Annotated in this window: 11 protein-coding genes, 2 pseudogenes and 1 riboswitch; of the genes and pseudogenes, 7 read left to right on the plus strand and 6 right to left on the minus strand. The window is 53.9% G+C overall.

All coding sequences use genetic code 11. The annotated features are described in order from the left end of the window. Window positions 1-40 precede the first annotated feature (40 nt). Entirely contained in the window at window positions 41-1,249 is a 1,209-nt protein-coding gene (locus ACTNBK_RS05460) for a CaiB/BaiF CoA transferase family protein (protein WP_441144310.1), read from the minus strand. Window positions 1,250-1,862: 613 nt separating this feature from the next. Here ACTNBK_RS05460 and ACTNBK_RS05465 point away from each other — a divergent pair. After that, window positions 1,863-3,245 carry a sigma-54 interaction domain-containing protein gene (locus ACTNBK_RS05465; protein WP_441144312.1) on the plus strand — a complete coding sequence of 461 codons (1,383 nt, stop codon included), beginning with the start codon at window positions 1,863-1,865 and terminating at the stop codon, window positions 3,243-3,245. Window positions 3,246-3,380: 135 nt separating this feature from the next. On the opposite strand, the gene ACTNBK_RS05470 is transcribed toward ACTNBK_RS05465, so the two are convergent. From ACTNBK_RS05470 to ACTNBK_RS05485, 4 genes are all read right to left on the minus strand, one after another. Continuing rightward, window positions 3,381-4,799, minus strand: coding sequence for an alanine/glycine:cation symporter family protein (locus ACTNBK_RS05470; protein WP_441144314.1), 1,419 nt, complete (start codon window positions 4,797-4,799; stop codon window positions 3,381-3,383). A 112-nt stretch (window positions 4,800-4,911) separates the two neighbouring features. Then, window positions 4,912-4,995: riboswitch (glycine riboswitch) on the minus strand. A gap of 296 nt (window positions 4,996-5,291) precedes the next feature. Next, complete coding sequence (locus ACTNBK_RS05475; protein ID WP_441144316.1) at window positions 5,292-5,582, minus strand: zinc-ribbon domain-containing protein; 291 nt, start codon at window positions 5,580-5,582, stop codon at window positions 5,292-5,294. Next, entirely contained in the window at window positions 5,491-6,018 is a 528-nt protein-coding gene (locus ACTNBK_RS05480; RefSeq protein WP_441144328.1) for a zinc-ribbon domain-containing protein, read from the minus strand. The genes ACTNBK_RS05475 and ACTNBK_RS05480 overlap by 92 nt, the downstream gene beginning before the upstream one ends. A 12-nt stretch (window positions 6,019-6,030) precedes the next feature. Then, entirely contained in the window at window positions 6,031-6,474 is a 444-nt protein-coding gene (locus ACTNBK_RS05485; protein ID WP_441144318.1) for a zinc-ribbon domain-containing protein, read from the minus strand. A gap of 314 nt (window positions 6,475-6,788) precedes the next feature. On the opposite strand from ACTNBK_RS05485, the gene ACTNBK_RS05490 reads away from it, so the two are divergent. The 6 genes and pseudogenes from ACTNBK_RS05490 (at window position 6,789) to ACTNBK_RS05515 (ending at window position 13,134) form a co-directional block, all read left to right on the plus strand. Beyond that, window positions 6,789-7,280, plus strand: coding sequence for a hypothetical protein (locus ACTNBK_RS05490; protein ID WP_441144320.1), 492 nt, complete (start codon window positions 6,789-6,791; stop codon window positions 7,278-7,280). 48 nt (window positions 7,281-7,328) lie between these two features. After that, window positions 7,329-7,985, plus strand: a complete 657-nt coding sequence (locus tag ACTNBK_RS05495) for a CHC2 zinc finger domain-containing protein (RefSeq protein ID WP_441144330.1) — start codon at window positions 7,329-7,331, stop codon at window positions 7,983-7,985. Continuing rightward, entirely contained in the window at window positions 7,942-9,300 is a 1,359-nt protein-coding gene (locus tag ACTNBK_RS05500) for a VapE domain-containing protein (protein WP_441144322.1), read from the plus strand. The genes ACTNBK_RS05495 and ACTNBK_RS05500 overlap by 44 nt, the downstream gene beginning before the upstream one ends. Window positions 9,301-9,568: 268 nt before the next feature. Beyond that, window positions 9,569-9,736 carry a hypothetical protein gene (locus ACTNBK_RS05505; protein WP_008121300.1) on the plus strand — a complete coding sequence of 56 codons (168 nt, stop codon included), beginning with the start codon at window positions 9,569-9,571 and terminating at the stop codon, window positions 9,734-9,736. Between the two features lie 71 nt (window positions 9,737-9,807). Further along, window positions 9,808-11,511, plus strand: a complete 1,704-nt coding sequence (locus ACTNBK_RS05510; protein ID WP_441144324.1) for a recombinase family protein — start codon at window positions 9,808-9,810, stop codon at window positions 11,509-11,511. Then, window positions 11,495-13,134: pseudogene (locus ACTNBK_RS05515) on the plus strand (recombinase family protein). The gene ACTNBK_RS05510 and the pseudogene ACTNBK_RS05515 overlap by 17 nt, the downstream one beginning before the upstream one ends. 145 nt (window positions 13,135-13,279) lie before the next feature. On the opposite strand, the pseudogene ACTNBK_RS05520 reads toward ACTNBK_RS05515, so the two are convergent. Beyond that, window positions 13,280-13,432, minus strand: a pseudogene (locus ACTNBK_RS05520) (recombinase family protein); the annotation flags it as partial. Between the last annotated feature and the right edge of the window lie 110 nt (window positions 13,433-13,542).

Here is a 13,542-nt window from a genome sequence, read left to right on the forward strand (position 1 = left end):
GTCGATGACTCCTATCTTTATTGTTGTGGAAATCAGAGGCTCAGCCCTGCTTGACGGCACCGCTCTGCTTTAGGGACTCGATCTCCTCCGCGCTGTAACCCAGCTGCTCCATAATGGTGGTGGTGTCGGCGCCGATCTTTCCGCCGATGCGGAAGCCGGCGTCGGGGACGGAGGCAAACTGCACCGGAGTGTTGGAGAACACCGTCCTCTGCCCACCGGCGTAGGTGTACTCCCGCAGGAAGTTGTTGGCCCAGGCCTGCTCATCCACCACCACGTCCTTGTAGTGGGCCAGGCGCTCCACAGGCATGTCCAGGGACTCCATCCGCTCCACCCAGTAAGTGCTGTCCTGGGTGAGGAAGATCTTGTCCAGGGTGGCCACGGCCTCGGCCACGTGGTTCTTGGCCACATCCAGAGTGGCGAAGCGGGGGTCCTCCGCCAGGTCGGGCTGCTGGAACACGTCGGTGCACATCTTCTTCCAGTAGCGGTTGTACTCGGGCATGGCCAGGTAGATCCACTCGCCGTCCTTGCACTTGTAGCAGGTCAGCAGCGCGCTGTTGCAGTCGAAATGATCTCTGGGGAACTCCCGTCCATACTGTGCCAGGATGAGGCCGTTGCACTGGAGGAAAATGGCGTCCTGATAGAGAGAGGTGGTCAGGTACTCGCCCTCGCCGGTGGTTTTGGCCTTGACCAGAGCCGCCGAAATACCGGCCGCCAGGGTGAGGGCCGCCACATGGTCGCCGAAGCCGCCGATGGTGCTCATGACGCTCTCGCCCTTGGGGGAGAGGTCGGCCATCATGCCGGAACGGGACAGGAAGCAGGTGTAGTCGTAGCCCGGCTTATCCTTCAGAGGGCCCTTGGAGCCGTAGCCCGTCATGTCCGCGTAGACGATCTTGGGATTGACGGCCTTGATCTCCTCATAGGTGAGGTGCAGCTTCTGCATCGCGTGCAGGCGGTTGTTGGTGAGGAACACGTCGCAGGTGGCGGCCAGCTTATAGATGACCTCCTGGCCCGCGGTGTCTTTGGCGTTGACGCTGAGGAACTGCTTATTGGCATTTTCCAGATCAAAGCTGGGGCAGCCATCCTCAAACTGAGGCGTACGCTGATTGCGGAAGGACACCCGATAGGGATCGCCCTCGGGCGCCTCCACCTTGATGACCTCCGCACCCCAGTCGGCCAGGATCCGTCCGCACATAGGCGCTGCGAAGTGCGTCCCCATCTCCAAAACTCTGATACCCTCCAGCGGTTTCATGGCTACCATCTCCATTTCAAAATTTAAGAGCAGTTGTTTCTTGACTCTGCCAAGCTTATAAGCAATTACAGGGCCAACTCAAATTGCACCATTTCCTCTCCGACTCAAAAATTGGTATTTTTTTCGCATTTCACACCCGTCCCTCCCCCGTTGCACAGCCTATTCCCCTCTTTATTTGCACATTTCCAGATCTCATAAATTTTTTAAGGCTTGTGTGGCCAAACGGACTTTTGTCCTTTTCCTCACGACTGCTTAGTCTTATTGGACAAAATATATATCATATTTTTTCTATTTCTATTTCATATAGACAGATTTTCTGTGTTGATGGCCGTGTAAGCAACCGTGTCAGCCGGTGTCAAAATTTCGAATCCGCATGCACTGCGCATATTTGCACAATTTAAGCACATCGTCCTACACCCTAAAACGCATTTTGCACTTTTTGTACATTCAAATTTAACTTGCACAACTTTTTTGGTTGACAGTTTTGCGCCGTTTCTCTAGAATAAAAGCATAGAGACCCCATCTTCTGCATCCGGAGCACGACCATTGCCGGCACCTGTTCAGCGGCACCTGTTCCGGATGCAGACTTTGGTTTTTGACCGAGGAGGTATGTATGGTGAATTCCCGCATGAACCTGGATGATTTGAGCTCTGTAACCACAGTACTAGACCACTTGGACATTGGCGTCACGATTTTCGACTCCAACGGAAAATTTCTTTTTGTCAATCGCGGCAGCTTGCACATGAGCGGCCAATCCCGCAGCTTCTATGAAAACCAGACCATTTTTGATCTTTACAAAAAGGGTGTCTTTAACCATCCCGTTTCCACAGAGGTCATGCGCACCAAGAAACCAGTGGCCCGGGTGCAGCGCTCTATCACGAAAGACGGCGGGACAAAAGAATACTTGGTGCGGGCCAATCCTATTTTTGATGGAGAGGGAAATATCGCGCTGATCGTTGCCGACCGGATCGAAATGAAATCCCTGATCCAGCAATATGAATCGCTGCGGTACGACCGCTATGAGGAGTACACGCCCGTGGAAAACAACCAGGGAGCAGAAAAAATCATCAGCCGGAGCCGTGCCATGCAGCAGGTCATGTCCCTGGCGCTCCGCGCCAGCCAGCGTGATTCCTCCGTTCTGCTCCAGGGAAAATCCGGAACGGGCAAGGAGGTCATCGCAGAGTACATCCATTCCAACAGCATGCGGCGCAGCCATGAGATGGTCCGGATCAACTGTGCCTCCATGCCGGAAAATCTGCTGGAATCAGAGCTGTTCGGCTATGAGCGGGGCGCCTTCACCGGCGCTTTGCAGACGGGGAAAATGGGATTGATCGAAGCGGCCGACAAGGGCACCCTCTTTCTGGACGAGGTGAACTCCATGCCTTTGGAGCTTCAAGCCAAGCTGCTTCGGGTGCTGGAGACAAAATCTGTACTTAGAATCGGCGCCTGCAAACCCCGGGCCATTGATTTCCGGCTAATCGCTGCCACGAATGCCGATTTGCGGGAATGTGTATCCAGAAACCAGTTCCGGGAGGATCTGTATTACCGCTTGAACGTCATCCCCATCACCATACCTCCTTTAAAAGACCGCCCGGAGGACATCAGACCGCTGGCCAATTACTTTTTACAGAAATTCTGCGCCCAATATGGCTTGCAGAAGCGGCTTCTACCCAAAATATACCGACTGATGCAGAATTACGACTGGCCCGGCAATGTGCGCGAGCTTCGGAATTTCATCGAGTGGATCGTGGTCATGAGCACCTCCACCACGGTGAAGATCAGCGACATTCCCGCCGGGTTCCTGACCTCGGTCCACACCCAAGCACCTCCCGAGGCAGAAAAAGAGTCTCCGGAGGATGAGCGGGCCGCTATCATCGCCGCCTTGGAGAAATTTCAGTACAGGCGTCAGGATACCGCTGATTATCTTGGCATTTCCAGGCGCACATTACAATACAGACTGAAAAAGTACGACCTTCTTACTCCCCGCTCAGAATAGCGCTTGATAAAATATCCCGCTTTGGAGGCGTGCGCACAAAAAAAGAGCCAGACGAACCGCTGAGGTTCGTCTGGCTCTTACAGCTATATGCTTTTCATGATCGCGCAGCACATTGGCCGCCTTACTCAGGATCTGTCAGGCTTTGCTTGCCTTTTTCCTGCCCCTGCCCTGGGCAATCTTCATCACCGTACCTGTCAGCGCAAAGAGGGCGATGGCGTTGGGGATCACCATTAGATTGTTGAACATGTCCGTCAGTTCCCACACCAGGTCGTTGGACATGAGCGTGCCCAGGAAAATAAAGACCAGCGCGATAACCGCGTACACGGGTGCGGCCTTTCTGCCAAACAAATAGATCACGTTGATCTTGCCGAACATATTCCAGCCCAGCACCGTGGAGAAGGCGAAGAAGAACAGGCACACCGCCACAAACATGGCGCCCGCCTCTGTTCCGAACACGGAAGCGAACGCCACCTGGGCCAGATTGGTCTTGCTGATGTTCTCAGGGATGGTACCGGAGTGGAGAATGCCATCGCTGGTGTAGAGGGTAGAGATGATCACAAGGGCATTGAGGGTGAGCACCACAAAGGTGTCGATGAACACCCCGACCATGGCCACCACACCCTGATCGTGGGGGTCCTTCACGTTGGCCTGAGCGTGGGCGTGGGGGGTGGAACCCATGCCGGCCTCATTGGAGAAGAGGCCGCGCTTAGCGCCCTGGCTGATGGCGGTCTTGATGGCGTAGCCAAAGCTGCCGCCGATGATGGCCTGGGGCTGGAAAGCGTAGCGGAAAATCATGGCAAAGGTCTCGGGCAGATAGGTCAGCCGGGCCACCAGTACCGCCAGGCCGCCCACCAGGAAGATCACCGCCATGATGGGGACCAGCTTTTCGGTCACTGCGGCCAGACGGTTGATACCGCCCAGGAAGATCACCGCGCAGATGACCACCAGCACGATGCCCACCGCCCAGGACGGCACATGGAAAGCGGTCTGGAAGGTGGAGCCGATGGAGTTGGACTGGACCATACAGCCCATGAAGCCCAGGGCCAGGATGATGGCCACAGCGAAGAAGCCGGCCAGGAACTTCCCGAACGCCCCCTTAAAGGCGGTGGTGATGTAGTACACCGGGCCACCGTGGAAGGCGCCCTGTTCATCCACCACCCGGGTCTCAATGGCCAGAGTGGCCTCGGCGTAAATGGTGGCCATACCAAAAAAGGCAATGACCCACATCCAGAAAATGGCGCCCGGTCCTCCGGTGAGGATGGCTCCTGAGGCGCCCACGATATTGCCTGTACCAACCTGGGCAGCAATGGCGGTGGCTAACGCCTGGAAGGAACTCATACCCCGCTCCTGGCGTCCACCCCGCAGAGATAGATTGCCAAACACCCTCCGCATCCCTTCGCCGAAGCAGCGCACCTGGATGAACCGGGTACGGATGGAGTACCAAAGCCCTACGCCAATCAGCAGAAAGACCAGGATATAGCTGGACAGGGTCACATTGATGTTGCAGACAACGGGATAGAGCCAAGCCTCCAGCGCTTGAAATGCTTCCAACATACGTCTTCTCTCCTCTTTTAGAACAAAAACAGGCCGTGGGTCCACCCACGGCCTGAAAAGATAAGCATCACCTGTCAGCGGACCGAAAAAACGGCCCGCAGCGGCATGCATCCTCTGTCCTTTTGCCTGAGAGATTGACGGTATACTTCCACACCGTTTTGCCCCTTCGGCACCCAGTTCATGAGCTTCTCCAGAGTGACATTCACGCACAGTCCTCGTTCCTGCTCGGAACACCTGAGAGTGTTACTCCTTCGGCAAGCCAACGGCTTTTTTCTGGGCGCTTCAACTGTCCTGTCCTGTTCGATTGTGATGGACATTATACCGCCATTGGCGGACAATGTCAAGACTCATTTCCCCCTGTCTCAGGCGATCATTTTGCACAAGGTGAGGGCATTGACCAAAATTGTGGCTCCTGCCCGCAATCGTACCAAGGGGTTTCCTTTTACCCATACAAGTATTTCTCTTATTTTGCCTACATCAGAGGGATACGTTTCACTGTCCGTTTCCACCGGATTGGTTCACACACTGCAGCAGATCCTTACATGCTTTGTGCAGAGTATAATCCCATTCCTCGAGTAAGGCGGGACGCTCTTCTGCGACGCTGCCCAGCTTGTTGGAATGATCTGTGTAATAGGGACACCCGTCCCCACGAACCCGTTTGTTGATAGCGCTCGGCCAGGTGTGCCCATGCTTACAGCGCCACCAGACCTCTTTCTTGGAACGTGCCGTTACCTGATCCGGCGTCAGCGGCGCATTTTTCGAGCTGTCCCACTGAGCGGCCAAATCCGGATGAGTGACAGACAGCCGCAGGTGCTGATAGCAGTTGTGATACTGGCTGCGGGGGTATGCCCTCCCCTTTCCTCAGGAGATCCTTCACGCTTGCCTGCCACACAAACTCCCCCCGCCGCCACCAATACTTTTTCTCAGAGCAATAAAGCACTTGATCCGGCGTCAGCGGGAAATTAAGTTCGTTGTCCCATTCCCGGGCCAATTCCGGATACTTCGTAAGCAGGGAATTATCTGCACAGACCGCTCGGACGTCACAATAGGGACAGCGTTTTGAGGGCGTCAGTTTGTAGAGGTGGCTGGGATCACTTTGCCACTCATGTCCCTTTTCACGTTTCCACCAAAGTTTTTTGTTTGATTGGATGGCTACATCATCAGGCACAAGCGGCAAATTTTTTGTGGGGTGCCAAATCGAAACAAGCGTAGCATCTATGGGCCGCTTCGGCTACCGTATCACGGTTCGCGGATGGCAGATGGGGCATCTGCTTTCACGGGGACTGGTGCGGGAACAGATGGCCGCCTTCCAGACATGTCCTTCCGAGCACTTCCAGTATACTTCTTTTTCGGAACCAGGAACCACATCATATGGAGTCAGGGGAAGATTCAACGCAGGATGCCTTTGAGCGGCAATTTCTGGCCGGAGTGTTGCCAAGCAGTTTTTTTCATATGCCCGAAGATTGGCGCAAAAAGGACAGCTTGATCCATGCTTGGTTCTATTGGCAATCGAGGCTTGATATTCTTGGTGACACTTTGGGCAATGCCACCAGGCTTTTCGCGGTGAGCCGCTAAGCACAGCATCGGGTTTATCGGAATTCCGGGCGCTCCACTCCTGGGCGAGCTCAGGATATTCTACCGCCAGGGTACGTTTCTTTCGCTCATGGAAATACATTTGATTGATTTCATATTGATCCCGCTGGTGATGAAAATCAAGCGGCTACAAACCAAGATAGCAAAATACGGCAGCAATCATGTGGTCCAGATATTGGTTGCGCTCGTCAAATCTGTATAGAATTTTAGACGGTTGAATTATGACTGGATCTGTCAGATCTTTGCTGTCGCAGATGCGAAGCACCTGGTAAGCAGACCTTTGATGCGGTCTGCCGGACGATCCTGTTTGACATCGCCAGACGGCATGGGCTGCATCTGGATCAGGAACCGTCCTACGGTGGGAGGGAGTATCTGGAAAAGCAGGATTATATCCTGATGAAGCAGAAGGAGCAGCTTGCGGCGCAGGAGCAGAAGCTGGAAGAACTGACGTTCAAAATCGAGGACGTGGAGACGCTGTTAGATGATGTTTCCGATGCGGCCTACGACAAGGCGGTGGAGGTCGTGACCGATACCGTTCGGCAGGAGACGCACAAGGAAGATATTCGTCTGGTGGAGGAATCGAAAAAATGGGTGCTTTCGCCGGAGCGCAAGGCCCCGAAGAAGGAACGTGAGTATGCCGCTGATCGTCTGGATGGGGTCATTACCAAAATCAAAAACGCCATGCAGCACGCTCTGGCGAAAATCCAGCGGACGCTGATGCAGCCGGAAGTCAAGCAGGCCGGGAAGGAGCAGGTTAAGAAGAAAGCCAAAGAATCCATTATGGATATGCTGGCAAAAGCAAAGATCAACGCTGACCGGGATAACCGTGAGCGTTGGGAACGGGAGGGGCGGATTGCCCCTACAAAGAAACAGGATATGGAGTTGTAAGGCGTCTGATTTTCTGTGGAAACCGGACGCCTTTTTCTCTGTCTGGAGGTGAGAAAATCGAATGTGTTTGAAGCGGTGAAGCAGGCTGTCCCCACAAGGCAGGCTGCGGAGTTTTACGGGGTGCAGGTCGGCAGGAATGGGATGGCCTACTGTCCCTTTCATGATGACAAACATCCCAGCATGAAGGTTGACCGCCGGTTCCACTGTTTCGGCTGTCAGGCGGACGGGGATGTGATTGATTTTACCGCCCGTCTGTTCGGGCTGAACAAGAAAGATGCGGCCTTGAAGCTGGCGGAGGATTTCTCTGTCCGCTATGACGCCAAAGGCCATGACCCGCCCCGCAGGAGGCCGGTCAGCCGGAAAATCAGTGAGGAACTGCGCTGCCGGCAGGCGGAGCAGAAATGCTTCCGGGTGCTGTGCGATTACCTGCATCTGCTGGAACGCTGGGAGAAAGAATACGCTCCGCAGACGGCAGATGAGGAATGGAACCCGTTGTTTGTGGAAGCCCTGCAAAAGAAACCGTACACGAAGTATCTGCTGGATATTCTGCTGTCCGGCAGCATGGAGGAACGTGCTTCTGTAGTCGTTCAGTACGGGAAAGAGGTGAGGAAGATTGAGCAGCGAATATCAGAGTTTACCGCCAGCCACCCGGCAGGCCGCCATGAGCGCAGCCGAAGCCTTAGCGCCGGAGCAGAGCGCCCCTGAGGTGCGGGAAAGCCTCTCCGTCACGGAAAAGGGCCAGCCCGCCAACACCATTGGCAACTGCCGGACGGTGTTCTGCCATGACCCGCTGCTGCGGGACGCCATCCGGCTGAACCTTTTAACTGACCGGGTGGACATTGTGCGGGATTTAGGCTGGCGCAGGAACACCAGCGCCCTGACGGATACGGATGTGAAGTATCTGCTTCTCTATTTTGAGCAGAACTACGGCCTGACCAGCGAGAAGAAAATGGCGGCAGCCCTGTCCATCGTGGCGAATGAGAACTGCTACCATCCCATACAGGATGTGTTAAATGGCCTTGTCTGGGACGGGACACCCCGCATCCGCTCCTGTCTCCATCACTTCCTGGGAGCGGACGAGAGCGGCTATGTGGAGGAAATGCTGAAACACTTCCTGCTGGGGGCTATCCGGCGGGTATTTTCTCCTGGCTCCAAATACGAGGAAATGCTCTGTCTGGTAGGAGGACAGGGGGCTGGCAAGTCCAGCTTCTTCCGCCTGCTGGCAATCCGGGACGAGTGGTTCAGTGACGACCTGAAAAAGCTGGACGATGACCGGGTGTATTTGAAGCTGCAGGGCCACTGGATCATTGAGATGTCGGAGATGCTGGCGACCAGCAGCGCCAAAAGCATTGAGGAAATCCGCTCCTTTATCAGCCGCCAGAAGGAAACCTACCGCACACCCTACGAGGCCCAGCCCAAAGACCGGCTGCGTCAGTGCGTGTTCGGCGGTTCGTCCAACACACTGGACTTCCTTCCTCTTGACCGGGCTGGGAACCGGCGGTTCCTCCCCATCATGATTTACCCGGAAAATGCGGAGGTTCACATTTTGGAGGACGAGGACGCCTCCAGAGCCTATCTGCTGCAGGTCTGGGCGGAGGCCATGACGATTTACCGCAGCGGCCACTACTCCATGAAATTCAGCAAGCCCATCCAGCGTCAGCTGGTAGAGGTGCAGAAGGATTTCATGCCGGAGGATACGGAGGCCGGGCAGATACAGGGATTTCTGGAGAATTACAGCGGGAATCAGGTCTGCTCCAAACAGCTTTTTAAGGAGGCGCTGGGCCATGCCTATGAGGAACCGAAGCGGTGGCAGCTTCACAATATCAACGAGATCATGAACACGGTGGTGACGGGCTGGAAACCGTTCTCCAATCCGAGGATGTTCGCCGGGTACGGCAGGCAGAGGGGCTGGGAACAGGACGTTTCCGGCAACGAACTGCCCGGCAACGAAGATGGATTTGTGGAACTGAACGGAGAAGAATGCCGCCAGTTGGAACTTCCGAAGGAGTGGATCGCCTGAAAATGGCGGTCTGTTGCCGGGATGGTTGCCGCCTGGTTGCCGGGTTCGTTGCCGGGGATTTCCCTGTCTGGATACGGGAAAAGCCAGTAAATAAGGCATTTTCTAATATCTATTTTTATCTCCGGCAACGAAAGCAACGAGATTTTTCAAGAAAATTCACAAAGTAAGATTTACAGTCCAGACGGTAGTTTACAGGTTTTCAGAGGTTCGTTGCCGGACTTCGTTGCCGGGACTGCTGTCCGGCCTGTCATTCTATGGAGGTAGCTTATTGGAAAAAAGTAAGAATCAGAAGAATAAAGTCCGTTTTGTGGTGGTGCGGGAGTTCTCCGGGGAGAAATCCATGCGGGAGGCCTTTGAGCAGCTCATTGAGCGCCAGACCTGCGAACACTTCGAGGAATGGCGTCAGCAGCGGGAAATGGCAGAAAAAGCTGCGTAAAAAGGTTGATTCAGGGACAGGGACATGGTACTATAATGGTATCATGTCCCTGTTCATAGAAGGAGAACGCTATGAGCAGGAAAAAACAAGTCTATGAAAAAATCACCGCTCTCTACTGCCGTATCTCTCTGGATGACGGCGGCGACAATGAGAGCATGAGCATCAGCAACCAGAAAATCATGCTCCGGGACTTCGCAGAAAAGCATGGGATGTTCCAGTATGAGTATTATGTGGATGACGGCTATACGGGCCGCAATTTCAACCGCCCTTCGTTCCAGCGCATGATCGCTGACATTGAGGCGGGGAAAATCGGCTGCGTCATCACGAAAGACCTATCGAGGCTCGGCAGGAATTATATCGAAGCCGGAAGCTATATCGAAATCTTTTTCCCAAAACACAATGTGCGCTATATGGCTATCACGGACGGCGTGGACAGCCTGACCCGCCAGGAGATGGACATCACGCCCTTCAAAAATATCCTCAATGAATTTTATAGCCGCGACACCAGCAAGAAGGTCAAGGCAGTCAAAAAAGCCTGTGCAGAAAACGGCAAATTCATGGGAACCTACCCCGCCTACGGCTATAAGCGGAATCCGGCGGATAAGCACCATCTGGTGATCGACGAGGACACCGCCCCGATTGTGCGCCGTATCTTCGAGATGCGGGCAGCCGGAACAGGGTTTCACGCCATCGCCGTCACGCTGAATGAGGAAGGCATCCCATCCCCCGGTGTGCTGTACTACCAGCGCAAGGGACAGAGCGATCCGCGCCGGGTCAACCACAAATGGGCAGACCAGACGGTGAAGAATATCGTCCGCAGCGAGGTTTACATCGGCAATATGGTCCAGGGAAAGACCGGAACGCTGTCGTATAAGTCCCGCAAGCTCGTGGGCAAACCGGAGGAAGAATGGATTCGTGTGGAAGGGACCCATGAACCCATTATCTCGCAGGAGCTGTGGGATACCGTGGTCAGCATTGACAAAAAGAAAGTGCGGAAATCTTCTGCCGCTGACGGCTATAAGAGCATCTTCACCGGTCTTGTGTACTGTGCGGACTGCGGCTTCAAAATGAGAAATCAGGTGGAGCGATTCACCTATAAAGACGGGACGCCGGGGCGGTACAGCTCCTTTATCTGTGGGAACTACTCCCGCAGCGGCAAGGGGGCCTGCACCATCCACACCATCTATGAGAATGTACTGAGCCAGCTTGTGTTGGAGGACATTCGGGAAAAGGCCCGTTTTGCGGAATATGACCCGGAACAGCTGGTCCAGCAGATTATCCGCTTAAAGGATAAAGAAGCCAAAAGCCGCCTTTCCTCCTGTGAACAGGAGCTGAAAACATATACGGCGCGGCTTTCCGATCTGGAACGGCTGATGCAGAATCTCTATGAGGATAAATGCGCCGGAACCATCCCGCAGACCGTTTTTCAAACCCTGATGCACAAATATGAAGCAGAACGGGCAGAAAAGTCCGAAGCAATCCCGGAACTGGAACGCAAGGTCAAAAGCTACCTGGAAAACCGCACGGATGCGAACCGCTGGCTGGCTATTATCCGCCGGTACACAGAGATTACCGAGCTGGATGAATCCATTCTCTTTGAACTGGTAGACCGCATTGAGGTTGGAGAAACCAAAAAAGTGGGCGGCCAGCGGGTTTGTGACCTCCGCGTTTACTACCGCTATGTTGGAAATGTGGACGCGGCGCTGGCAAGGGATATTGCCGCAAGCGAAAATATCCCGGAAGAAAGGAGGCTACCACTTGAAGAAGCAATATAAGGTCGGCATCTACTGCCGCCTGAGTGTGGACGATGCTTCCAATTCCGCAAAGGCAAAGAACTATATCCCCGGCGATGAATCCACCAGCATTGAAAATCAGTATGAAATCCTCTCCAGATTTGTTATGCTGAATGGCTGGATGGAGGTCAAGACTTATCGGGACGATGGGTACAGCGGTGGAAATTTTCAGCGGCCCGGATTTTTGGAAATGCTGGAGGATGCCCGCCACGGCCTGATTAACCTGATCCTGGTCAAAGACCTGTCCCGTTTGGGGCGTGACTTTGTAGAGGTAGGCCGCTATACGGATGTGATTTTCCCGTCCCTTGGCTGCCGGTTCGTGTCTGTGCTGGACTGTCTGGACAGCGAGGGCGACAACACCGATATGCTGCACTTCCGCAGTCTGATGAACGACTACCATCTGAAAGACTTGTCGGGAAAAATCAAATCAGTGCTGTACTCCAAAAAGAAAAGCGGCCAATACCTGACCGCCTATGCTCCTTACGGATACCGCAAGAGTGATGAGGACAAACACCGGCTGGTGGTGGATGAAGAAGCCGCCGCTGTGGTGCGGGAGATCTACCGGATGCGCTATTCAGGCATGGCCTACGGCAAGATTGCGGCGGTGCTGAACAAGAAAGACATCCTTTCTCCCCGCTGGCACTGGGAACTGCACTACGGAAAAAAAGCATCTGCAAATACTCCAAACTTTGGACCTATGCCACGGTGAAAAACATCCTGAATGACACCGTTTATCTCGACATAGTCACACAGAACCGCACCGGCTCCCGTTCCTACAAGGACAAAACCATGATACAGAAGCCGGAAACGGAATGGATTTGCCACGAGGATGCCCATGAAGCAATCATTGACCGGAAACTGTGGGAGGCGGTTCAGGAAAAGAACCGGGTAGTCAAACAGCAGGTAGCAAACCGTGCCGACCCTCTGCCTGCCCTGTTCACCGGCAAACTGGTCTGTGCTGATTGCGGGCATCCCCTGGTAGCCACCCGCGAGACCCAGCGCAGAAAAAACGGGACATCCAAGCGGTATGTTTCCTATATCTGCTCACACTTTGCCACCACCGGACACAGCGCCTGTTCCTGGCACCGGATTTATGAAATCTCTCTGAAAACGCTGGTACTGAATGAAATCCGGGCGCACAGTCAAGCGGTGGCACAGGATGAAAACGAGGTGCTGGACAAGCTGAAACAGCAGATTCTTTATGAAAGCACCGCAAAGCAGGAAGATTCCAAACTGGAAATCAGCCGACTGCGGCGGCGTATTGGAGAACTGGAACACATGACCGTCAAACTCTACGAGGATAAGGTCAGTGGCACGATCAATAGCGATACCTTTGCTATTCTGATTCAGAAAAGCGAACAGGAGCGCATACAAAAGACTGACCGCTTAGACACACTTCTGGCAGAGGAACGAAAAGCCCAGCAGGAGGTTGAAAATATCCGGCAATGGGCAGGCATCGTCCGCCGCTATCTGGATGTGCAGGAGCTTGACCGGGAAATCGTTGAGGAACTGATTGACCACATCGAGATCGGGGAACGCTCCGTTATAGACGGTCAGCGTCACCAGGACATTAAAATCTTTTACCGCTTCGTAGGTGTGGTATAATGGGAAAAAGAAAAGACCCGGCTGCATCCGCAGTCCGGGCATATACCTGACAACATTCTATGAAAACGGTTTGCGATTGAACCGCGTTGCTTTGTCGAAAAAGAGTGATTCAGCAGAATACCCTTCCCAAACAGCTTATGTTCTTAAATAAGTTCAAAAAGCACATGACATCGGTGCTGCCATTGGTGCTTTCCGTGTCAATGCCGTTGTTCAGAGCGATAAACCGGCAGCCCAGGGATGGGAACAGGTAGTCCGTGTACTGTCCAAATTCGATGTAGTTACGGCCAAAACGGGACAGGGGTCAATCCCAAATTTTGTGTAAACGCTAAATTGTGGTGCAAAATAGAGCAAAAATATTTTAAGGCGGGAGCGGCGCAAGCTGCTGCCGCCTTTTCTACAAAAATAACA

Origin of the sequence: Intestinimonas sp. HCP28S3_D6 (assembly GCF_052065695.1) — a bacterium.
Taxonomy (GTDB): Bacteria; Bacillota; Clostridia; order Oscillospirales; family Oscillospiraceae; genus Intestinimonas.